Below are 22654 nucleotides of genomic sequence, written 5' to 3' on the forward strand. Positions count from 1 at the left end.
GCGTTTAAAGTGCAAAGGGAAACTTCAGAGTCTCTTTCATGGTGAGATAATTATTTATTTTAGGTGAGTCAAAATCCAGCAGGGGCACAGCGCGGAGCCTGTTGGCTTCAATCTCCTTTTTTACAAGACTCAGGGGAAGAAAACTATACCCCAGTCCTGCCAGAACAAAGTCCAGAAGCTTTGTACTGTTGTCTATCTCAAAGGGAAACTGGTAATTGTCAGGAAAGAGTTGGCGGATAAAGAGTCCTACCTCCTGCAGGGCAAAATTGCAGAATAGGTAGTTCAGTTTTGGTAGCTCTTTCCTGGTGATACCCTTCTGGTATGTTGTGTCACTGCAGCGGCAGACAAGAACCAGCTCATCTTTTTTGAAACACTGGCAGTTAAATCCCTGCTTTTTCAGCGGGATATAAGTAAAGGCAAAATCCAGCAGATCATCCTGAAGTGCATGGAGAAGTTCCATGGAATGTGATATGGTGACCTTTGCATTTACTTTCCTGTGTTCCTGCATATAGTCAAGCAGAGGCGTCCGCAGATGGCATTCATAAATGGTGTTGGTGGTACCGATATGCAGACTCTCCTCGGAAAAGTCCTGGGTGTTCAGCGCAGCCACAGCCGATTTCTCCAGTGCGATTATACGGTTGGCGTAATCTGTAAATTTGATACCGGCCTCTGTCAGTTTCAGGCTCCTTGAGCTGCGGATAAATAATGGCTGTCCCAGTTCTTTTTCCAACTCGGCAATTCTGTTTGTGACAGTTGACTGGGCTACGAAAAGCGCTTCGGAAGCTTTTGTGAAATTACGTATTTTACTGAGCACTAAAAAAGTTTCAAGGGACGTTGTATTCATAAGAACTCCTATCAAAAAAACGAATCATATCTATGCAATTAATTTATTTTACAAATTATAAAGAATAGGATATAATTTGTCAAGAATTAAGCATGGAAAAGTGTAAAAAGGAGAAGCGATTATGGAGCACAACCTGAGAGAAGCAGGCTTCTTTGGAACTATGGAGCCAGAACAGATGACTGCCAAATACGGCAGTCCGGTTTATGTATATAATGAAGGTATTTTGCGTTCCCGGTGCAGGGAATTGAAACAAATGGTGACATATCCGCATTTTGTAATTGATTATTCTATAAAGGCAAATTTTAACCCGGCCCTTCTGCAGATTGTCAAGGAAGAAGGCCTTGAGGTGGATGTCATGTCACCGGGAGAAATATATCTGGCAAAAATGGCAGGTTATGAGCCGAACCAGATTTTTTATATCTGTAATAATGTGTCTGAGGAGGAGATGTGCTATGCCATAGAGGCAGGGGTGACTACCAGTGTGGATTCCCTGTCTCAGCTGGAGCAGTATGGCAGGCTGAATCCGGGTGGAAAGGTTGCCATTCGTCTGAATCCGGGACACGGTGCAGGACACCACCAGAAAGTTGTGACAGCAGGCAAGGAGACGAAATTCGGAATTGATGCGGAAATGCTGCATGAAGTGAAGGAGATACTTGCCCGCCATAACCTCGCTCTGATTGGTCTGAATCAGCATATTGGTTCTCTGTTTCTGGATAAAGAGCAGTATTTGAAGAGTGTAGATTCTATTCTGAACTGCGCAAAGGAGTTCCCTGATTTGGAATTTGTGGATTTTGGCGGGGGATTCGGTATCTCTTATCATAAAGAGGATAAGAAAAAGAGGCTGGATTTAAAGGATTTGGGAAAAGAGCTGGATGAGATCATGTACCGTTTTGCAGAAGAATATGGAAGAGAGATCATATTCAGAGCGGAACCCGGCCGTTATGTGACGGCAGAATCCTCTGTTCTTTTGGGGACTGTAACTGCAGTAAAAAACAATCATGAGAATAAATATATCGGTACAGATATTGGGTTTAATGTTCTTATGCGTCCTGTATTATATGATTCATATCATGAGATTGAGGTATATGGAAAAAGCGTGGAAATGTCTGGGAAGAAGGAGAGGGTTACTGTTGTAGGAAATATCTGTGAGAGTGGAGACATTCTGGCAAAGGATAGAATGCTTCCCTCTATGAGGGAAAAAGATGTTATCGGTGTATTGGATGCAGGCGCCTACGGTCATGTTATGAGTTCTAATTATAATGGAAGGCTTAGACCGGCAGAGGTTCTGGTAAAAGAGGACCGGGAGGTCTGTCTTATCAGAAAACGGGATACGTTTGAAGATTTGGCGGGAAATTATGTTTTGCTGCCATAAACGGTTTATAGAAAAAGGAGGATTTCTCTCTGAAGGGCAGAGTGGAATCCTCCTTTTCTTATGTGCGCCTGGCGGCGCACGTTTCCAACGAGTGAAAGTCTCGAATCCGCCCGGTAGCCTGCAAAGAAAAAGTCAATAGTTATTTTTAAAATAAGTTATATTAAAAAATTGGTATCACAATAAAGCCGCCAATTATTGCCGGCTGAAAAGGGAAAGATGAAAAACTACTATTAAGAAGTCAATGATGAGAGGTATTCATTGACTCGTCCGTAATAAATACGGAGAAATTTGTTTGCACCAGCGGTCATATAAACGTAATAATCTTTGCCTTGAGCACGTTTTTTCATCATAAATCCGTATACCGGATCATCTGGAGGTGCCAGTTTCATAAGTGAGTCCATAATTAGAAATAAGGTTTTTCTGAGTTGTGGAGCTCCTCGCTTTGATGTTCGAACACTTTGTTGCTCATAGTCACCAGATTGATTGGCACCTGGATCAACCCCGGCATAGGCAGTTAGAGCACCTTTATGAGAAAAACGGGATACATCACCGATTTCAGCTATCAGTTGCGGGCCGAGTGTAGTTCCTACCCCAGCCATATCAAGTACTATTGGGTATTCTGGAAGTTTAGCGGCAGTCTGGTTCATAAGGAGACGAAGTGATTCCACATTTTTTGAGGCTATATTTAGCTGATCAACTGCTTGCTGAATCAAAAGTTTCGTTACATTATCTTTTGACAGTGTTGCGATAAGATCGTGACTAAATTCATATATATCGTTAGGCTTTTGGGACTGAAAATTATATTTTTTCTTTTTACACCAAGATTGATACCGCTCAGAGAACGAAGAAATAGAATGTCTACGTACACAGTCAACGTGCCAGAAGATAGTGACAAAATCCACCCATTTTTGGCTTCCATCATTTCTTGCAGGGCTGTCAAAGAAGGTATTTATACCTGGAAATGTTTCATCAAGAAGAGCAATAAGATTATTCTTCATGGCTGTTTTCTGTTTCATGTAGAAATCAAACTGGCGGTTCATGTTTTTCAGTTGTCGGCGTAATTCATCCGTGTTGTTGTATGGTTTAAGTTCACACCAGTTATCAAGAGTGTAGCGTGCGATTTTTATTGCATCAGCTTTGTCTGTTTTTACTTTACGTAATGTATTATTACCAAAGTCTTTTATTAGTTTAGGATTAATGGCACTTACGAATAAACCAGCGTCTGATAACCACTGCGCCATGGGCTCATAGTATCGGCCAGTATGTTCCATAACAATTCGAGTATCGCCATTTAAGCTTTTCAACTGGCTAATTAGATATGTTATGTCAGAAGATGTGTGTTTTACATCAAATGGTTTAGCAACAATCTCTCCGAATGGGCGGAGGATAGCGATTGTACTTTTGTTTTTTGATACGTCAATACCTACTGCATTCATTGTATTCTCCTTGTTTTGTATTTTGCCAATGGTAAGGTCGGCTTTACTCATTGCTTATTCTAACTACTGGCTGACACGAACGTAATAGCTCTACCTGCGTAAAACGAATGCTGCGAATGAGGGCAGGCTGACATTCTACCGGACGGACGCGAAGTCCAAGTGGGAAGCAGTCATACCATTGTTCCCTTCATTCTAACAGCTTGAGCAATAAGAAGGATATGGACATGGTTGGTTGTCATGTACCTTATCCATAATTCTATTGTAGTAGTGGGAAGGATATAGCCGAAAGCAAGGGTGTCCGCCGTGAGACGGAATCGGAAGGAAGCTGGATATGGGGAACATACTAACCCATGGGCAAATCTCCGGTCTGACGAACAGAAATCACATAAAAGGTTATGCATGAGGGTAAGGCTGCATAACAAGTCGAAGCCCAATAACTACACGGAATCATGCATGATAAATGTGGCAGATAGATGGAGAGAAGGAAACGTGTGGTACCCAGGGAGGTCTGTGTGGAATGCTCTGAAAGGAGTAACCATAACTGTAAGGTTATGCTGAACGCACAGAAGTCAGCAGAGGTCATAGTAGTCGAAAGATGAAGGACCGAATCAATAGGAGCCTTGAGTATGACCGAGAAAGGGAGGAATGACTTACAATGACAGAAAACATGAACAATGGCTGTTCGCAAAGAGATAGTGCGGAACATGAAGGGTATGCGAAAGCGTCTAGGTCGTTCAATCGGATATGGAAAGAAAGAGACAGTGCACAGCCGAAACTCTTAGAGGCGATACTGTACAAGGGCAACATGAACAGAGCGTACAAAAGAGTAAAGGCAAACAAGGGAGCGGCGGGAATTGACGGAATGACCGTTGAAGAAGCACTCCCATATTTAAGGGAACATCAAAAGGAGTTGACAGACCGAATATTAAGAGGGAAATATACTCCGTCTCCAGTAAGGAGAGTTGAAATCCCAAAAGCAGATGGTGGTGTGCGAAAGCTAGGCATACCGACAGTGATAGACCGAACCATACAACAGGCAATAGCACAACAGCTAATGCCAATCTATGAACCACTCTTTAGCGAAACGAGTTACGGATATCGCCCGAACAGAAGCGCAAAAGACGCAATCCTTAAGGTAAAAGAGTATGCAGAACAAGGCTATACCTATGCGGTATCGCTGGATTTATCGAGATATTTTGATACGTTAAATCATGAACTGTTATTAAACCTTTTACGCAAGAATGTAAAAGATGAAAGAGTAATCCAACTCATAAAACGATATCTGAAAAGTGGTGTAATGGAAAATGGAGTGGTAATGGAAACGGAAGAAGGTTCTCCGCAAGGTGGAAATCTTTCGCCGTTACTGGCAAATATCTATCTGAATGAGTTTGACCAAGAGTTCTTTAAGAGAGGTGTGCCTTGTGTCAGATATGCTGATGACATAGTGTTGTTAGCAAAGAGCAAGCGAGCATCAGAAAGACTGTTGGAAAGCAGTACGAAATATCTCGAAGAGAAACTGAAACTAACAGTGAACAGAAAGAAAAGCCGTACTGTCAGTGTGTTTGCAATCCGAAAATTTAAGTTCCTTGGCTTTACGTTGGGAAGGAATGGTAGTGGCATATATGTCCGAGTTCATCCAAAGTCATGGAAGAAATTTAAGTCAAAACTGAAAACCTTATCTTCCCGTAAGAAGTGTCAGAGCATAAAACCGAGTCTTGAAGAGATAAAGGTGTATGCTAGGGGCTGGCTGAATTACTACGGAATCGCAAGCATGAAGAACAACATAGAAGATATCAACGGATGGCTCTATCACAGAATACGCATGTGTATATGGAAACAGTGGAAGCTGCCTAAAACGAAAAAGAGAAATCTAATCAGAATGGGAATTCCAGAATACTATGCACATATAGCGGCTAACAGTCGAAAAGGACATTGGTTCTCTTCAAATCTTACGACAGTAAAGAGAGCTATGTTAAAAGAAAGACTGATAAACAGTGGCTTTTATGATTTAGCCACAGCCTATCAGTCTGTGCATGTCAACTATTGAAACCGCCGTGTACCGAACGGTACGCACGGTGGTGTGAGAGGACGGGAGCTAGTCACTCCCTCCTACTCTATTGATTTAATTGTCTTCTTCTGTCATGGTATAGACCTGACGTTTTCTTGCCATTTCATCGCTTGCCAGATATTCATCATAAGTTGTGATCTTATCGATCAGTACGCCATTCGGAAGGATTTCCATAATACGGTTTGCTGTGGTCTGTACGATTTGGTGATCGTGGGAAGCAAACAGAATAACGCCGGGGAACTTGATCATTCCATTATTCAGTGCTGTTATGGATTCCATATCCAGGTGGTTGGTAGGCTCATCGAAGATCAGCACATTGGCACCGGAGATCATCATTTTGGACAAAAGGCATCTTACCTTTTCACCTCCGGAAAGAATGCGGACTTTCTTCACGCCGTCCTCACCGGGAAACAGCATACGTCCAAGGAAACCGCGTACATAAGTGGCATCTTTGATTTCAGAATACTGTGTCAGCCAGTCAGCAATTGTCAAATCATTATCAAATTCTGCTGTATTATCCTTCGGGAAATAGGTCTGGGATGTGGTAACGCCCCATTTATAGGTTCCTTCATCCGGTTCCATTTCACCCATAAGGATTCTGAAGAGTACGGTTTTCGCCTGCTCGTTTCCGCCGACAAAGGCAACCTTGTCGTCATGACCAAGTGTAAAAGATATGTTGTCCAAAACTTTTACGCCGTCAATCGTTTTTGACAGACCATCTACCATTAACACTTCATTTCCGATTTCACGGTTGGGACGGAAATCAATATAGGGGTATTTTCGACTGGAAGGACGCATCTCATCCAGCTGGATTTTTTCCAGAGCACGTTTTCTGGAAGTGGCCTGTTTTGATTTGGAGGCATTGGCGGAGAACCTTGAAATGAACTCCTGTAATTCTTTGATCTTTTCTTCTTTTTTTCGGTTAGCTTCTTTCATCTGTTTGATGAGAAGCTGGCTGGACTCATACCAGAAATCATAGTTACCGGCATAGAGCTGGATCTTACCGTAATCGATATCTGCGGTATGTGTACATACCTTATTTAAAAAGTAACGGTCATGGGACACTACAATGACGGTATTCTCAAAGTTGATCAGGAACTCCTCCAGCCATTCGATGGCATCCAGGTCCAGGTGGTTGGTAGGCTCATCCAGAAGAAGAATATCAGGATTGCCGAACAGAGCCTGTGCAAGAAGAATTTTTACTTTCTGGCTTCCGGTCAGATCTCCCATGATGGAATAGTGGAGGTCTGTCTCAATGCCAAGGCCGTTTAAGAGCTGTGCCGCGTCAGATTCCGCTTCCCAGCCATTCATCTCGGCAAACTCACCTTCCAGCTCGCTGGCACGGATTCCGTCTTCATCGGAAAAATCCTCTTTGGTGTAGATCGCCTCTTTTTCTTTCATGATGTCATACAGACGTTTGTTGCCCATGATAACTGTGTCAAGTACCGGATAAGCATCATATTTGAAGTGGTCCTGCTGAAGGAAGGAGAGACGCTGTCCCGGTGTTATGGTGATATCACCGCTGGTTGTCTCCAGCTGACCGGAAAGGATCTTTAAAAATGTAGACTTGCCGGCACCATTGGCACCGATCAAACCATAGCAGTTTCCTTCCGTAAATTTGATATTGACGTCTTCAAACAGTGCTTTTTTACCGATTCGTAAAGTAACATTATTTGCTGCAATCATGTTAATCCCTCACTTTATAAAAATTTCACAATTTTCTTTGCGTAATCTCTTCCTATTTTACAGTAAAATGTGGAATTTGCAAGCATTTCTTTTAAAATACTTGATAAATTAAGTATACAAAGGTATAATGAACAGCGTTAAGAAAAAAGTGGGCAATCCCGGCCCGGTGCCGGTTTGGCAATATAAGTAAGAGAACAGTAAACGACAGGCAGATATGACTGCCGCAGACCTTGGTGTCTGACGGCTATGCCTCTTTGCATGGCGAGTTAATACCACAGAGAGCACAGGAAAGGAGCACAGGAAAATGCTGATTACAAGAGAATGCGACTACGCGGTGCGGATCGTCCGGGCACTTGCCGGAGGAGAAAAACTCTGCGTGAACCAGGTATGTGAAAAGGAGGAACTGACTCCTGCATTTGTATATAAAATTCTCAAAAAACTGGAAAAGGGAGATTTGGTGAAGAGCTACCGCGGAAGCAACGGGGGGTATGCTCTGAAAAAAGATATCGGTCAGATCACCCTGCTGGATATCTACCTTGCGGTTGAGCCTGAATTTTACATGATCGAGTGTATGAATCCCGATAAACCCTGTGTGAGAAACCAGGACGAGGAGGGCTGCAAGGTACACAAAGAGCTGTGCAGAATTCAGAAAAACCTGCTGAAAGAGCTCGGTTCAAGGTCAATCCGAGAAATTATGGAAGAAGAGTAGTCAGGATTTGTTTTTTTGGAAAAACATTCGACTTATTTTCGTTAAAAAATGGACATGCTTCGCGAATCGTGATATAATTTTGATAGACTTCGGGGAGCGAAGTGGAACATTGTTTATAACAATTTTCAAGGAGGAAAAAAACAAATGGCTAGAAAGATGAAAACCATGGATGGTAATCATGCAGCGGCTCATGCGTCTTACGCATTTTCCGATGTTGCAGCGATTTACCCGATTACCCCGTCATCTGTAATGGCAGAAGCTACAGACGAATGGGCAACACAGGGAAGAAAGAACATTTTCGGACAAGAAGTACAGGTTACTGAGATGCAGTCTGAGGCTGGTGCAGCAGGTGCTGTACATGGATCCCTGGCAGCAGGTGCCCTGACTACTACATATACCGCATCACAGGGTCTTCTGTTAATGATCCCTAATCTTTATAAAATCGCTGGTGAGCAGTTACCGGGTGTATTCAACGTATCTGCTCGTGCACTGGCAAGCCACGCACTGTCAATTTTCGGTGACCATTCCGATGTATACGCATGTCGTCAGACAGGATGTGCTATGCTCTGTGAATCTTCCGTACAGGAAGTTATGGACTTAACACCGGTTGCTCATATGGCATCTATCAAAGGTAAAGTTCCGTTTATCAACTTCTTTGACGGTTTCCGTACTTCTCATGAGATTCAGAAGATCGAGACATGGGATTACGAAGACTTAAAAGAGATGGTAGACATGGACGCTGTTGATGAATTCCGCGCACGCGCACTGAATCCTAACCATCCGTGCCAGAGAGGTTCTGCTCAGAACCCTGACATTTTCTTCCAGGCAAGAGAAGCATGTAATCCGTACTACGATGCTTTACCGGCAATCGTTCAGGAATACATGGACAAAGTAAACGCTAAGATCGGTACAGACTACAAACTGTTCAACTACTACGGAGCAGCAGATGCTGAGCACGTAATCGTTGCTATGGGTTCTGTAAACGATACAATTGAAGAGACAATCGATTACTTACTGGCAGCCGGCAAAAAAGTCGGTGTTGTAAAAGTTCGCCTGTACAGACCGTTCTGTGCTGACGCATTGATCGAAGCTATTCCGGAAACTGTAAAACAGATCACTGTTTTAGACAGAACAAAAGAACCGGGATCTCTGGGTGAGCCTTTATACTTAGACGTTGTTGCTGCATTAAAAGGAAGCAAATTCGATGCAGTTCCGATTATGACAGGACGTTACGGTTTAGGTTCCAAAGACACTACACCGGCTCAGATCGTTGCTGTATATGAGAACACAGAGAAGAAAAAATTCACAGTCGGTATCGTGGATGACGTTACAAATCTGTCTCTGGAAGTTGGTACTCCTATCGTTACAACACCGGAAGGAACCATCAACTGTAAATTCTGGGGTCTGGGCGCTGACGGTACAGTAGGTGCTAACAAGAACTCCATTAAAATCATCGGTGACAACACAGATATGTACGCACAGGCTTACTTTGACTATGATTCAAAGAAATCCGGCGGTGTTACAATGTCTCACCTGCGTTTTGGTAAAAAGCCGATTAAATCTACATACCTGATTAAGAAAGCAAACTTCGTTGCATGCCATAATCCGTCCTATGTAAGAAAATACAACATGGTTCAGGAATTGGTAGACGGCGGTACATTCCTGCTGAACTGTCCTTGGGACATGGAAGGTCTGGAAAAACATTTACCGGGACAGGTAAAAGCTTTCATTGCTAACCACAACATCAAATTCTATGTGATCGACGGTGTTAAGATCGGTATTGAGACCGGCATGGGCCCGACTCGTATCAATACAATCCTGCAGTCCGCATTCTTTAAACTGGCAGACATCATTCCGGAAGCTCAGGCTATCGACTTAATGAAAGCTGCTGCAAAAGCTACATACGGACGTAAAGGAGATGACGTAGTTGCTAAGAACTGGGCAGCTATCGATGAAGGTGCAAAACAGATCGTTGAAGTTCAGGTTCCGGAAAGCTGGAAATCTGCAGCAGACGAAGGTCTTGACCTGACTCATGCTGAGAACGGAAGAAAAGAAGTTGTAGACTTCGTTAATAACGTTCAGGCTAAAGTTACAGCTCAGGAAGGTAACTCCCTGCCGGTATCTGCATTTACAGAATATGTTGACGGTACTACTCCATCCGGAACATCTGCTTACGAGAAACGTGGTATTGCAGTAAATATCCCGGTATGGCAGCCGGAAAACTGTATCCAGTGTAACCGTTGTGCATACGTTTGCCCGCATGCATCTATCCGTCCGGTTGCTATGACAGAAGCTGAGGCAGCAAATGCTCCGGCAGCTCTTGACATGACTGGTATGAAAGAATATAAATTTGCTATCGCAGTATCCGCTCTTGACTGTACCGGATGCGGTTCCTGTGCAAATGTCTGCCCAGGCAAGAAAGGTGCAAAAGCCCTTGTTATGGAGAACATGGAAGCAAATGTGGAATCTCAGAAATTCTTTGATTACGCAGTATCTCTTCCGGTCAAAGAAGATGTTGTTGCAAAATTCAAAGAGACAACTGTAAAAGGTTCTCAGTTCAAACAGCCTCTGCTTGAGTTCTCAGGCGCTTGTGCAGGTTGTGGTGAGACACCATACGCAAAACTGATTACTCAGCTGTTTGGTGACAGAATGTACATTGCAAACGCAACAGGATGTTCCTCTATCTGGGGTAACTCCTCACCGTCTACACCGTACACTGTAAACGCAAAAGGACAGGGTCCTGCATGGGATAACTCCTTATTCGAGGACAACGCAGAGTTTGGTTACGGTATGTTACTGGCTCAGAACGCGATCCGCGGCGGCTTAAAAGAAAAAGTAGAATCTGTAATGGCAAGTGCAGAAGCTTCTGAAGAAGTAAAAGCAGCATGCAAAGAATGGTTAGATACCTACAACTGCGGTGCTACCAACGGTGCAGCTACTGACAAACTGGTTGCAGCTCTGGAAGGAATCGACTGCGATACCTGCAAAGATATCGTTAAGAAAAAAGACTTCCTGGCTAAGAAATCCCAGTGGGTATTCGGTGGTGACGGATGGGCTTACGATATCGGATTCGGCGGTGTTGACCACGTATTAGCAAGTGGAAAAGACATCAACATTATGGTATTCGATACAGAGGTTTATTCCAACACTGGCGGACAGTCTTCTAAAGCTACTCCGACAGGTGCTATTGCACAGTTCGCTGCAGGTGGTAAAGAAGTGAAGAAGAAAGACCTTGCTTCCATTGCTATGAGCTATGGTTATGTATATGTTGCTCAGATTTCCATGGGCGCAGACTTCAACCAGACTGTAAAAGCAATTGCTGAGGCTGAGGCATATCCGGGACCATCCCTGATCATCGCTTACGCTCCGTGTATCAACCATGGTATCAAGAAAGGCATGAGCAAAGCACAGACAGAGGAAGAACTGGCTGTTAAATCCGGATACTGGCACAACTTCCGCTTCAATCCGGAAGCAGAAAGCAAATTCACTCTGGATTCCAAAGAGCCGACAGAAGATTACCAGGCATTCCTGGATGGAGAGGTTCGTTACAATTCTCTGAAACGTTCCAATCCTGAAAAGGCTGCTAAACTCTTTGCTCTGAATGAGAAACAGGCTAAGGAAAGATATGAATATCTGAAGAAACTGGTTACTCTGTATGGAGATGCAGAGAACTAATTGATAGTTTCTTGGAAAATAAATGGCGGGCATCACGGTGGTGGTGCCTGCTTTTTTGGTGTTTATTTAGGGCGGACGGAAGGAAGTGGGTGGTGGGGGATGGGGGTGTGTAATTCCTTCCTGACATCAATCACAGACATCACCTTTGGATTGTTAGAAAAGATAAAAGCATACAAACGAAAAGTTGGATTCATTAGTTTATATTTTTGAGTGTTTTTGTTTTCATTTATCTTTTTTTCCTTTACGTTTCGCATGAGAAAACCAGGGATGAGGCGGGGAGAGGGAAGGGATTTGTGCTGGCGAGGTTAAGCGGAGGGTTCTGTGAGATCCACAGCTTACTAAGACTTAGGCGAGAGCCCATTGGCGAGCGTCTTAGTCGCAGTTAGCTGTTAGCTCACAGGTTCTGCAGCCTCGAGCAGGCAAAAATCCCTTCCCTCTCCCCGCCTCATCCCGTCCCTTTCCCAACCGAAACAATCCCTTGTCATTCTTTTGGATTCATATTATACTGAAACGTATAAATAATAAGGAGGTCACACAATGGGTGATAATCTGATATGGGAAGACCGGAAGCATTTTATGTGGTTTCCATGGTCATTTACGAAATATTATATAGAGAATGAGAGACTGATGATAGAAGCCGGACTTTTGAAAACTACCCTGGATGAAACTCTTTTGTATAGGATCGTGGATGTGACGATGGTACAGACTCTGACAGGTAAAATCTTTGGGACCGGGGATTTGATCGTGAAGACCAAGGTGGACAGCAATCCTGAGATTGTGCTGAAGAATATTTCTGAGCCTAAGAAGGTGCGTTCCCTGCTCTCTGAACTGGTGGAGGACAGCAGACAGAGGAAAAATGTGGTGGGCAGAGAATTTTATGGGGAACACTCCTATGCGGATGAGAATGTGGATGAGGAAGACGAATATTAATTTAAAATCAAGGGGAAGGCTATGAAGAAAATGAAAATCTGGGCGCACAGAGGGGCATCAGGGTATGCACCAGAAAATACCATGGAGGCGTTTTCCGAAGCGGTGCGGCGTAAAGCAGATGGTATTGAGCTGGATGTGCAGCTTACCAAAGACGGAGAGATCGTGGTGATTCACGATGAGAAGCTGGAAAGGGTCAGCAACGGTACAGGATGGGTGAAGGACTATACACTGAAAGAACTGCGGAAGCTGAACTTTAATAAGACTTTTCCGGAACAGGGAAGTGCCAGGATTCCTACACTGAAAGAAGTGTATGAACTTATGAAAAAAGAAGATATGCTTGTGAATGTGGAGCTGAAAACCAGTATTGTATTTTATGAGGGGCTGGTGGATAAGGTGCTGGACCTTGCGGCACGTATGGGGATGGAGGAAAAGGTTTTATATTCTTCCTTTAATCACTATACGCTGCTGGAGATAAAAAAGAAAAATCCCGGAACGCGCACAGGAATGCTTTTTGAGGATGGAATCGTGGATGCACCTGCTTATGGGAAACGTCTGGGTGTGGATGCGCTTCATCCTATATATGCGCATTTGCAGCATCCCGGTTTTCTGGAACAGTGCAGGGAGGAGAAGCTGCCTCTGCATGTGTGGACCGTGAATACAAAAGAACGCTTCCGGCAGATGGAGAAAGCCGGCGTGGATGTTGTGATCACCAATTTTCCGGATATACCATACTGGTAATTGTGTGGCGAAAAGCGTTATGGAAGGCGAAATGAACAGTCACAATTTTGTTAAAAAATACCTATTTTCAGAAATCTTCTCTTTTTTCCTCAAAAGGAGTATGGTATAATAAGCATATAAAAAAAGTAATTGGGGATTCATAAGAGGAGGTATGATTTATGGAAATGGAAGAAAGAATGTTTAAGGTATATGCATCCGGTGATGAGAAAATTCAGTTAAAGGTGATTCCGGGACATTTTGCAACCCCGCAGTCCCACATCAGTCATTATCTGGAGATGACGACAATGAAAACACGATGTGCGGAGGCTTCCAGGATTGCAAAATATCTTTCCACCAAATATGAGACTTCCACACCTGTGGACTCGATCATCTGTCTGGACGGGCTGGAGGTGGTGGGTGCATTTCTGGCGGAGGAGCTGGCAAAGGCCGGTGTTCTGTCCATGAATGCGCACAAAACTATTTATATTGTAACCCCGGAATTTAACGGTAACGGACAGCTAATGTTCCGCGACAATATTCAGCATATGGTACGGAACAGGAATGTTGTGATTCTGATGGGATCTATTACAACCGGTGAGACACTGCGGAAATGTATGGAGAGTATTCTCTATTACGGCGGTACCATTCAGGGTGTGTCTGCAATCTTCAGCGCAGTGAATAAAGTAGCAGGGCTGGATATCAATGCTGTGTTCTATAAAAAAGATGTTCCGAATTATCAGACGCACAAAGCCAGTGAATGCCCCATGTGTAAAACAGGCCAGAAACTGGATGCCATTGTAAACGGGTACGGTTATTCTAAATTGTAAAGGGGGAAAAATTTGAAAGGAAAATTCAGAAAGCTATGTCTGGCTGTGCTGGTACCGCTTCTGCTTTTGGCAGGATGCGGGCAGGGCAAAGAGCAGGCAAAGGAGCAGTCCCCGGAAGAACTTCTGAAAGAAGTGATTTCCAATCAGAAACAGTTCAAATCAGGGAAACTTCACATGACCATGAACTTTAAGGCTGCAGTGCCTCTTGAGGAGGCGCAGGAGCTGCTTGGTGACGTGCAGGAGTCTGCTATTCAGATGGATATGGATGCTGATATGGAGTTCCAGGAAGAGCGTATGCGCATGGACGGAGAATTGAATATGCAGATCATGTCCATGCAGATTCCGGTCCCCATTGAGAGTTATACGGTGAAGAGTGAAGAAAAATACATCACGTATACAAAAAACGGGGAGGAATGGCAGAAGACGGAGATGGATGCTTCCAGCGGTAATATGGGTGCTCTTGTGTTCACCGGCCAGGAACTCTATCAGGGAATCCAGGAGGAGTCTCTGTCCATGACCGAGGATACGCTGGAGCTGGACACTGAAAATTCCACTGAGTGCTATGTGATCCACGCATCCATAGGCGGTGAGGTGCTGAATAGTCTGTTTGATATGGCCAGTCAGGTCCCGGGTCAGGAAGATGTGTTGGGAGATTTCCAGGTGAATGATGAAAAAGTAAATCTGGATTTATATGTTGACAAGAAAGATAAAGAAATCATCCGGACCAGAATTGATATGAAACAGCTTATGGAAAAGATGATGTCAGATCTAACTGCCGAGGCAGGTACAGGCCAGACAATGAACATTGATAAATTTGAGCTGGCTGTTACCGTAAAATCACGTGGCGAAGCGGTGGAGGTGGAAATACCTCAGGAAGCGCTGGATGCGGCGTGACTGGGAATCAGGACAGAAGCTGTTGTCAGAATGCAGAGGCATTGACAGCAGCTTCTTTTTGCTGCTTTTATCACACTCAGTTGGAATAGCTGCAATCTTTGTTCTTTTTCCGTTTTATAATTTCAATAAATGTGGTAATATAAACAATAGAACGTACACTGCCGTAAATAGGCAGTAAATATAACCCATCAAGGAGGTTGACCATGAAAAAAGAAAATGTGCCGGCATACGAACTGGTTTCCTGCCAGGACATTCCGGATATTCACTCCAAAGGTTCACTATGGAGACATAAAAAAAGCGGTGCCAGAGTTATGGTGCTGGAAAATGATGATGAAAACAAAGTGTTCAATATAGCTTTCCGCACGCCGCCTGCTGACAGTACCGGTGTGGCCCATATTCTGGAGCACAGTGTCCTGTGCGGTTCCCAGAAATTCCCCTTAAAAGACCCTTTTGTTGAACTGGTGAAAGGCTCTTTGAACACTTTTTTAAATGCTATGACTTATCCGGACAAGACCATGTATCCGGTGGCAAGCTGCAATGATGCGGATTTTAAGAATCTGATGCATGTATATCTGGACGCTGTCTTTTTCCCGAATATCTATGAGAGAGAAGAAATCTTCCGACAGGAAGGCTGGCATTATGAGCTGGAGGATGTGGACGGACCTCTTAAATTAAACGGCGTTGTTTATAATGAGATGAAGGGGGCATTCTCCTCACCGGAGGAAGTGCTGGACCGGGAGATTTTCAATTCCCTGTTTCCCGATACACCTTACGGTGTGGAGTCAGGCGGAGACCCGTCTGTGATCCCGGAACTGAAGTATTCCGAGTTTCTTTCTTTCCACAGCCGCTATTACCATCCGGCCAACAGCTATATTTATCTGTATGGAAATATGGATATGGAGGAGCGGATGAACTGGATGGACAGGGAGTATCTGTCTAAATACGATGAGATTCCCGTCAATTCAGCGATCCCGAGACAAAAGCCCTTTGATCAGGCAAAGGAAATCATCATGGAGTATCCCATCTCTGAAAATGAGCCTGTGGAGGAAAATTCTTATCTTTCCTACAATGTGGTAGTGGGGGACAGTCTGGATGTGGAACAGTGCACTGCATTTGAAATCCTGGATTATACCCTGCTCTCAGCACCGGGAGCACCGCTGAAGCAGGCGCTTCTGGATGCAGGTATGGGAAAAGATATCCTTGGCTCTTACGATGACGGGATTTACCAGCCGTTTTTCTCCATTGTGGCGAAGAATGCGAAACCGGAAAATAAGGAGGCTTTTGTAAATCTCATTCAGGATACACTCAGAAAGATCGCAAAAGAAGGAATTGACAAAAAAGCCATTGCCGCGGGAATCAATTTCCTGGAATTTCGTTTCCGTGAGGCGGATTTTTCTTCCTTCCCCAAGGGGCTTATGTACGGCATTGATGTGTTTGACAGCTGGCTGTATGATGATGATATGCCTTTTGACCATCTGAAGAAACTGGATATCTTTGAGAGTCTGAAGCAGAAGGCAAAAGAGGGATATTTTGAAACACTGATAGAAGAGTATCTGCTGGACAATCCCCACGCGTCTGTTGTGGTAGTCAACCCGAAACGTGGACTTGCCGCCCAAAGGGATAAAGAGCTGGAAGAAAAGCTTGCCGCTTATAAGGCATCTCTGCCTGCGGAAGCAGTGGAAAAGATTGCGGCAGACACAAAACATTTGAAAGAATACCAGGATGAACCGGAGACGGAGGAGGCTCTCAAGAGTATCCCCATGCTGGAGCGCTCAGATATAGGAACCGAGACGGTTAAGATACACAATCAACCGGGATATGTGGATGACACACTGGTTCTGCACCATGATCTGTACACCAATGGAATCGGTTATCTGACACTGCTCTTTGATGTGAAAAAAGTACCGGAGGAGCTGATCCCCTATATGGGAATCCTGAAGTCCGTACTGGGATATGTGGACACGGAAAACTACAGCTATGCAGACCTGTTTAATGAGATCAATGCCAACAGCGGCGGGATTTTATTTGGCCTGCAGGTATTCGGAGATTCCAAGAATAATCAGAATACCAGACAGATGCTGGGAATCAAGGCAAAAACATTGTACAGCGGACTGCCCTTTGTCTTCTCCATGATCAAAGAGATTATCTGCACATCGAAAATGGATGACACCAAGCGTCTCTATGAGATCATTGCAAAAATGAAATCCAGGCTTCAGATGAGCATGACCAGCGCCGGACACAGCACGGCAGTAATGCGCGCTACGTCCTATTTCTCAGGAAACGCGTATTTCCAGGAGAAGATTGCGGGAATCGACTTTTACCAGTTCATTGACAAAATTGAAAGCCATTTTGAGGAGGAAAAGGGAAAAGTAATAGAAAACCTGAAGCTTCTTATGAAGATGATCTTCCGTCCTGAAAATCTGACAGTCAGCTATACGGCGGACCGGGAGGGTTATAAAGGTCTTGAGACAGAGGTACGCGGTCTGAAAGAAATGCTGCACACCGAGAAGGTGGAACTGGCAGAAGAAAAGCCGGATTATCAGGTGAAGAATGAAGGCTTTAAAACATCAGGCCAGGTGCAGTACGTGGCAGCAGCAGGCAATTTCCGGGAGGGCGGCTTTGAATACACAGGCTGTCTGCGTATTTTAAAGGTGATTCTCAGTTATGAGTATCTCTGGATGAATGTGCGCGTGAAAGGCGGCGCCTATGGCTGCATGAGCAATTTCAGAAGGAGCGGTGACAGTTTCCTGGTTTCCTACAGGGACCCGAACTTATCCAAAACACTGGAAGTGTTCCGCAATACCCCGGACTTTATCCGCGGTTTTGAAGCAGATGAGAGAGAGATGACAAAATATATCATCGGTACGGTCAGCGAACTGGATACGCCCATGACCCCATCCTCAAAAGGTGTACTGTCCCTGGAAGCATGGTTCAGCGGCATCACGGAGGAGGATCTAAAAAAAGAGCGGATGCAGATCCTGAACGCCCAGCCGGAGGATATCCGTGCACTGGGGGACGTGGTAGCGTGTGTGCTGGATCAGAACCGTATCTGTGTTATCGGAAGTGAAGAGAAAATCGAGCAGGAAAAAGAACTGTTTCTGGAAGTGAAACACCTGCTGTAACGAAGGAGAATATATGAAAACAGACTACAAATCAGGATTTGCGGCGATCATCGGACGGCCAAACGTGGGTAAATCCACACTGATGAACCATCTGATCGGACAGAAGATTGCCATCACATCCAGGAAACCTCAGACAACCAGAAATAAGATCCAGACTGTTTACACCTGTGAGGAGGGCCAGATCGTCTTTTTGGATACACCAGGAATCCACAAGGCAAAAAACAAGCTGGGTGAATATATGGTAAATGTGGCGGAGCGCACCTTCAAGGACGCGGATGTGATTCTCTGGCTGGTAGAGCCCACCACTTTTATCGGAGCCGGGGAGCGCCACATTGCAGAGCAGCTGAAAAACTGTAAACTGCCGGTGATCCTGGTTATCAACAAGGTGGACACCGTAAAGAAAGAGGAAGTGCTGAGTTTTATCGACGCATACCGGAAGATCATGGATTTTGCGGAGATCATACCCGCTTCTGCACTGAGAGGGCAGAACCTGGAAACCGTGATCCAGAGTATTTTTAAATATCTGCCTTACGGGCCGCAGTTCTATGATGAAGACACTGTTACAGACCAGCCTCAGCGGCAGATCGTGGCTGAGATGATCCGGGAGAAAGCGCTGCGGACGCTGGAGGAGGAGATTCCTCACGGGATCGCTGTTACCATTGATACTATGAAGGAACGTCCGGGCGGGAATCTGGTGGATATAGAAGCAACCATCATCTGTGAGCGGGAATCCCACAAGGGAATCATCATTGGCAAGCAGGGTGTTATGCTGAAGAAGATCGGCAGTGCGGCACGCTTTGAGATTGAACGGATGCTGGAGCAGAAGGTGAACCTGAAGCTCTGGGTAAAAGTGAAAAAAGACTGGAGAGACAGTGACTATCTGATCAAGAATTTCGGATACGATAAAAAAGAGATATGACAGATACAGTGCAGGTGACCGGCATGGTGTTATCCTCCATGCCGGTGGGGGATTTTGATAAAAGGCTGGTGCTTCTCACAAGAGAACGCGGAAAAATAACGGTATTTGCAAAGGGAGCGAGGCGGCAGAACAGCTCCCTTCTTGCCGTGGCAAATCCCTTTGTATTCGGCACCTTCTCTGTCTATGAGGGGAGGACCAGTTATCAGATGAAATCAGCCTCTGTGCTGCATTACTTCACGGAGCTGGCTTCCAGGCAGCCGGGGGTCTATTATGGATTTTACTTTCTGGAATTTGCGGATTACTATGCCAGAGAATATACCGATGAGAAGGAAATGCTGAATCTGCTCTATGTTACGTTAAAGGCTCTGGTCAGCGGGAAGATTGACAATAAACTCATACGCTGCATTTTTGAACTGAAGGCAATGGTGATCAACGGAGAATATCCCAACCTGTTTGAGTGCATGAAATGCGGAAAGAAAGAGGAGATTTACTGGTTTTCGACAGAAAGATCAGGTGTCTTCTGCGATAACTGCATAGACCAGAAGGACAGATATAAGAGTATCCGCCTGGATGCATCCTCTCTGTATGCCCTGCAGTTTATTGCGGCATCTGAGATTTCCAGACTCTATACCTTCACGGTGAGGCCGGAGGTACTGAAAACCATGCAGAAGGTCATGCGGGAATACACAGGAAAATACATAGACAAAAAGATGAAAAGCCTGCAGGTACTGGAAGTGATGGAGGGAATATAGCAAGAAATCCCTATTTTAACACATTTTCAGGCAGATAGAGGTTGAAAAGAAGGAATATTACGGTTATAATGTTACTATTCGCAGCGCCATAATACAGTTTATAAGACTATGGCAGGCGGACAGCCTTGAATCGAAAAGAAATAGGTAACTGCTGACCATGCCTGAGAGCAGAGGCAGCAGAAATAGATGAAAGTCGAGGAGATAACACGATGGAAAAGACCATGGAAAAAATCGTAGCACTTGCCAAATCCAGAGGATTCGTATATCCGGGTTCTGAAATTTACGGCGGACTTGCCAACACCTGGGATTACGGCAACCTTGGCGTGGAGCTGAAGAATAATGTGAAAAAGGCCTGGTGGAAAAAGTTTATTATGGAAAGCCCCTACAATGTAGGTGTGGACTGCGCGATCTTGATGAACCCGCAGACATGGGTGGCCTCCGGTCATCTGGGCGGTTTTTCCGATCCGCTGATGGACTGTAAAGAGTGTCATGAGCGTTTCCGCGCGGATAAGATCATTGAGGATTTCTGTGCCGAAAAAGGGATCGCCATTGAGGGCAGCGTGGATGCCTGGAGCCAGGAGAAGATGATGGAGTTCATTGAGGAACACCAGATTCCATGTCCTACCTGCGGCAAGCACAATTTTACAGATATCCGTCAGTTCAACCTGATGTTTAAGACCTTCCAGGGCGTTACAGAGGACGCAAAGAATACAGTATATTTAAGACCTGAGACTGCACAGGGTATTTTCGTAAACTTTAAGAATGTACAGAGAACCTCCAGAAAGAAACTGCCGTTTGGTATCGGTCAGGTGGGAAAATCCTTCCGTAACGAGATCACACCGGGAAACTTTACCTTCCGTACCCGTGAATTTGAGCAGATGGAGCTGGAATTTTTCTGTAAGCCTGATACAGACCTGGAGTGGTTTGCTTACTGGAAACAGTTCTGCCTTGACTGGCTGCACAGCCTGGGCCTGAAGGATGAGGAAGTGCGCTACCGCGACCATGACAAGGAGGAACTGAGCTTCTACAGCAAGGCTACCACAGACTTGGAATTCCTGTTCCCCTTCGGATGGGGCGAGCTGTGGGGTATTGCGGACAGAACAGACTATGACCTGACACAGCATCAGAATGTATCCGGCCAGGATATGACATATTTTGATGATGAGACAAATGAAAAATATATTCCTTATGTGATTGAGCCGTCATTGGGAGCGGACCGTATGGTTCTGGCATTCTTGTGCAGTGCATACGATGAGGAAGTTCTGGATGCAGAGAGAAATGATGTGCGTACCGTGCTGCACTTCCATCCGGCCCTGGCACCTGTGAAGATCGGTGTTCTGCCTCTGTCCAAAAAGCTGAACGAGGGCGCAACCAAAATCTATCAGGAGCTGTCCAAACTGTATAACTGTGAATACGATGACAGGGGTAATATCGGCAAACGTTACCGCCGTCAGGATGAGATCGGTACACCGTTCTGCGTGACATATGACTTTGAATCTGAGACAGACGGAGCGGTTACTGTGCGTGACCGTGACACCATGGAGCAGGAGAGAGTAAAGATCGAAGACCTGAAAGCTTATTTTGAGGAAAAAATGGCCTTTTAACGATTGCTGAAAGAATAGATATGCTGCTGTATCCGGCCGGTGACGGGCGGTACAGCAGCTTCTGTTATATACGGGGAAAGAGGTGCAGAAAAAATGGCCAGTATCAGAGACGTGGCAAAACAGGCCGGTGTGGGCGTGGGAACTGTTTCCCGAGCCTTGAATGGAACCGGTTACGTATCGCCGGATACGAAAAAGAAAATTGAAAAGGCAGCCGAGAAGCTGGGATATACGCCCAATGAGCTTGCGAGAAATCTGTACAGGAACCGGACCGGCATTGTAGGAGTCATGGTCCCTGACCTGGACCATCCTTTTTTCTCCTGCCTGGCAAAACATATAGAGATGGAGCTTTACCGCCAGGGGTATAAGACCATGATCTGCAATACTATAGGCATCAGCGACAGAGAGAAGGATTACCTGGATATGCTGGACAGGAATATTGTGGACGGCATCATCACAGCAGCCCATTCCCTGGACGAGGAGGAATACCTGAAGCGGAAGAAACCCATTGTCTCCGTAGACCGGGAATTTGGCCCCGGTATCCCTCTTATCGGCAGTGATCATGCCATGGGAGGGCGCATGGCGGCAGAACTGCTTTTAAAGAACGGATGCAGGAAAGTGCTGCAGATATCCGGTGTTGCCCCGGGCGTTGCCGCCCAGGAGCGCCACAGTGTCTTTAAAGAAGTCATGCAGAAACAGGGCGTGGAGATACTTAACATGGTTATGGACTGGAATGTGTTTGACTGGAACGCCCATTATACGGGAATGGAAAAGTTTCTGGAGGAACACCCTGACATTGACGGTGTGTTCGGCGGGGATATGGCTGCCATTGCCTGTATGAACGCAGTGCTGCAGAAGGGGATCCGGGTGCCGGAGGATATAAAAATCATAGGATTTGACGGCATGGATGTGACACGCATGGTATATCCAAGACTGACAGCTGTTCGGCAGAATGTACAATTATTAGCGGAGCTCTGTGTGAATACCCTTCTCGATCTGGTGGAGGAGAGGAAAGGCGTGCCTCACAGACAGGTTTTGGATGTGGAAATGCAGTTCGGCGGGACGACACTGTGACAAAGTTCTGAATTGGTGTTGCGGATAA

At 45.1% G+C, this 22654-nt stretch carries 17 protein-coding genes; 14 read left to right on the forward strand and 3 right to left on the reverse strand.

The window, feature by feature from the left end:
• Positions 1-4 precede the first annotated feature (4 nt).
• Positions 5-844: a LysR family transcriptional regulator gene (locus tag LC508_RS27665; protein WP_033144037.1), complete on the reverse strand. Its 840-nt coding sequence runs from the start codon at positions 842-844 to the stop codon at positions 5-7.
• 121 nt (positions 845-965) lie between these two features.
• Here LC508_RS27665 and lysA point away from each other — a divergent pair, with 121 nt between their 5' ends.
• Positions 966-2216 carry a diaminopimelate decarboxylase gene (gene lysA / locus LC508_RS27670; protein ID WP_054353282.1) on the forward strand — a complete coding sequence of 417 codons (1251 nt, stop codon included), beginning with the start codon at positions 966-968 and terminating at the stop codon, positions 2214-2216.
• Between the two features lie 230 nt (positions 2217-2446).
• Here lysA and LC508_RS27675 read toward each other — a convergent pair whose 3' ends face one another.
• Positions 2447-3652: an IS110 family RNA-guided transposase gene (locus tag LC508_RS27675; RefSeq protein ID WP_054353837.1), complete on the reverse strand. Its 1206-nt coding sequence runs from the start codon at positions 3650-3652 to the stop codon at positions 2447-2449.
• Positions 3653-4125: 473 nt separating this feature from the next.
• On the opposite strand from LC508_RS27675, the gene LC508_RS28285 reads away from it, so the two are divergent.
• Together LC508_RS28285 and ltrA are read left to right on the forward strand one after the other, a co-directional pair.
• A complete protein-coding gene (locus LC508_RS28285; RefSeq protein ID WP_255611085.1) occupies positions 4126-4251 on the forward strand; it encodes a hypothetical protein in 126 nt (41 codons plus the stop codon).
• Between the two features lie 56 nt (positions 4252-4307).
• Positions 4308-5699, forward strand: a complete 1392-nt coding sequence (gene ltrA / locus LC508_RS27680; RefSeq protein WP_054353838.1) for a group II intron reverse transcriptase/maturase — start codon at positions 4308-4310, stop codon at positions 5697-5699.
• A 75-nt stretch (positions 5700-5774) separates the two neighbouring features.
• Here ltrA and LC508_RS27685 read toward each other — a convergent pair whose 3' ends face one another.
• A complete protein-coding gene (locus tag LC508_RS27685) occupies positions 5775-7406 on the reverse strand; it encodes an ABC-F family ATP-binding cassette domain-containing protein (protein ID WP_118594045.1) in 1632 nt (543 codons plus the stop codon).
• Positions 7407-7710: 304 nt separating this feature from the next.
• Here LC508_RS27685 and LC508_RS27690 point away from each other — a divergent pair, with 304 nt between their 5' ends.
• The 11 genes from LC508_RS27690 to LC508_RS27740 all read left to right on the forward strand — a co-directional run bounded on the left by LC508_RS27690 (position 7711) and on the right by LC508_RS27740 (position 22626).
• Positions 7711-8115, forward strand: a complete 405-nt coding sequence (locus LC508_RS27690) for an RrF2 family transcriptional regulator (RefSeq protein WP_033144040.1) — start codon at positions 7711-7713, stop codon at positions 8113-8115.
• Between the two features lie 144 nt (positions 8116-8259).
• Positions 8260-11790, forward strand: a complete 3531-nt coding sequence (gene nifJ / locus LC508_RS27695) for a pyruvate:ferredoxin (flavodoxin) oxidoreductase (RefSeq protein WP_033144041.1) — start codon at positions 8260-8262, stop codon at positions 11788-11790.
• A 537-nt stretch (positions 11791-12327) separates the two neighbouring features.
• Positions 12328-12720, forward strand: a complete 393-nt coding sequence (locus LC508_RS27700) for a PH domain-containing protein (RefSeq protein WP_033144042.1) — start codon at positions 12328-12330, stop codon at positions 12718-12720.
• A gap of 21 nt (positions 12721-12741) precedes the next feature.
• Positions 12742-13458: a glycerophosphodiester phosphodiesterase gene (locus LC508_RS27705; RefSeq protein WP_033144043.1), complete on the forward strand. Its 717-nt coding sequence runs from the start codon at positions 12742-12744 to the stop codon at positions 13456-13458.
• A gap of 164 nt (positions 13459-13622) precedes the next feature.
• Positions 13623-14264, forward strand: coding sequence for a phosphoribosyltransferase (locus tag LC508_RS27710; protein ID WP_054353466.1), 642 nt, complete (start codon positions 13623-13625; stop codon positions 14262-14264).
• Positions 14265-14276: 12 nt separating this feature from the next.
• A complete protein-coding gene (locus tag LC508_RS27715) occupies positions 14277-15158 on the forward strand; it encodes a hypothetical protein (RefSeq protein WP_054353444.1) in 882 nt (293 codons plus the stop codon).
• Between the two features lie 203 nt (positions 15159-15361).
• Positions 15362-18280, forward strand: coding sequence for an insulinase family protein (locus tag LC508_RS27720; RefSeq protein WP_118594044.1), 2919 nt, complete (start codon positions 15362-15364; stop codon positions 18278-18280).
• A gap of 13 nt (positions 18281-18293) precedes the next feature.
• Positions 18294-19199, forward strand: a complete 906-nt coding sequence (gene era, locus LC508_RS27725) for a GTPase Era (protein ID WP_033139293.1) — start codon at positions 18294-18296, stop codon at positions 19197-19199.
• Positions 19196-19951, forward strand: coding sequence for a DNA repair protein RecO (gene recO / locus LC508_RS27730; RefSeq protein WP_033139294.1), 756 nt, complete (start codon positions 19196-19198; stop codon positions 19949-19951). Before era ends, recO begins: the two co-directional genes overlap by 4 nt.
• Positions 19952-20160: 209 nt before the next feature.
• Positions 20161-21555, forward strand: a complete 1395-nt coding sequence (locus tag LC508_RS27735) for a glycine--tRNA ligase (RefSeq protein WP_225305278.1) — start codon at positions 20161-20163, stop codon at positions 21553-21555.
• 93 nt (positions 21556-21648) lie between these two features.
• Entirely contained in the window at positions 21649-22626 is a 978-nt protein-coding gene (locus LC508_RS27740) for a LacI family DNA-binding transcriptional regulator (RefSeq protein WP_033139296.1), read from the forward strand.
• The last annotated feature ends 28 nt before the right edge of the window (positions 22627-22654 follow it).

It is taken from the genome of Blautia parvula, from assembly GCF_020215665.1.
GTDB lineage: Bacteria > Bacillota > Clostridia > Lachnospirales > Lachnospiraceae > Blautia > Blautia celeris.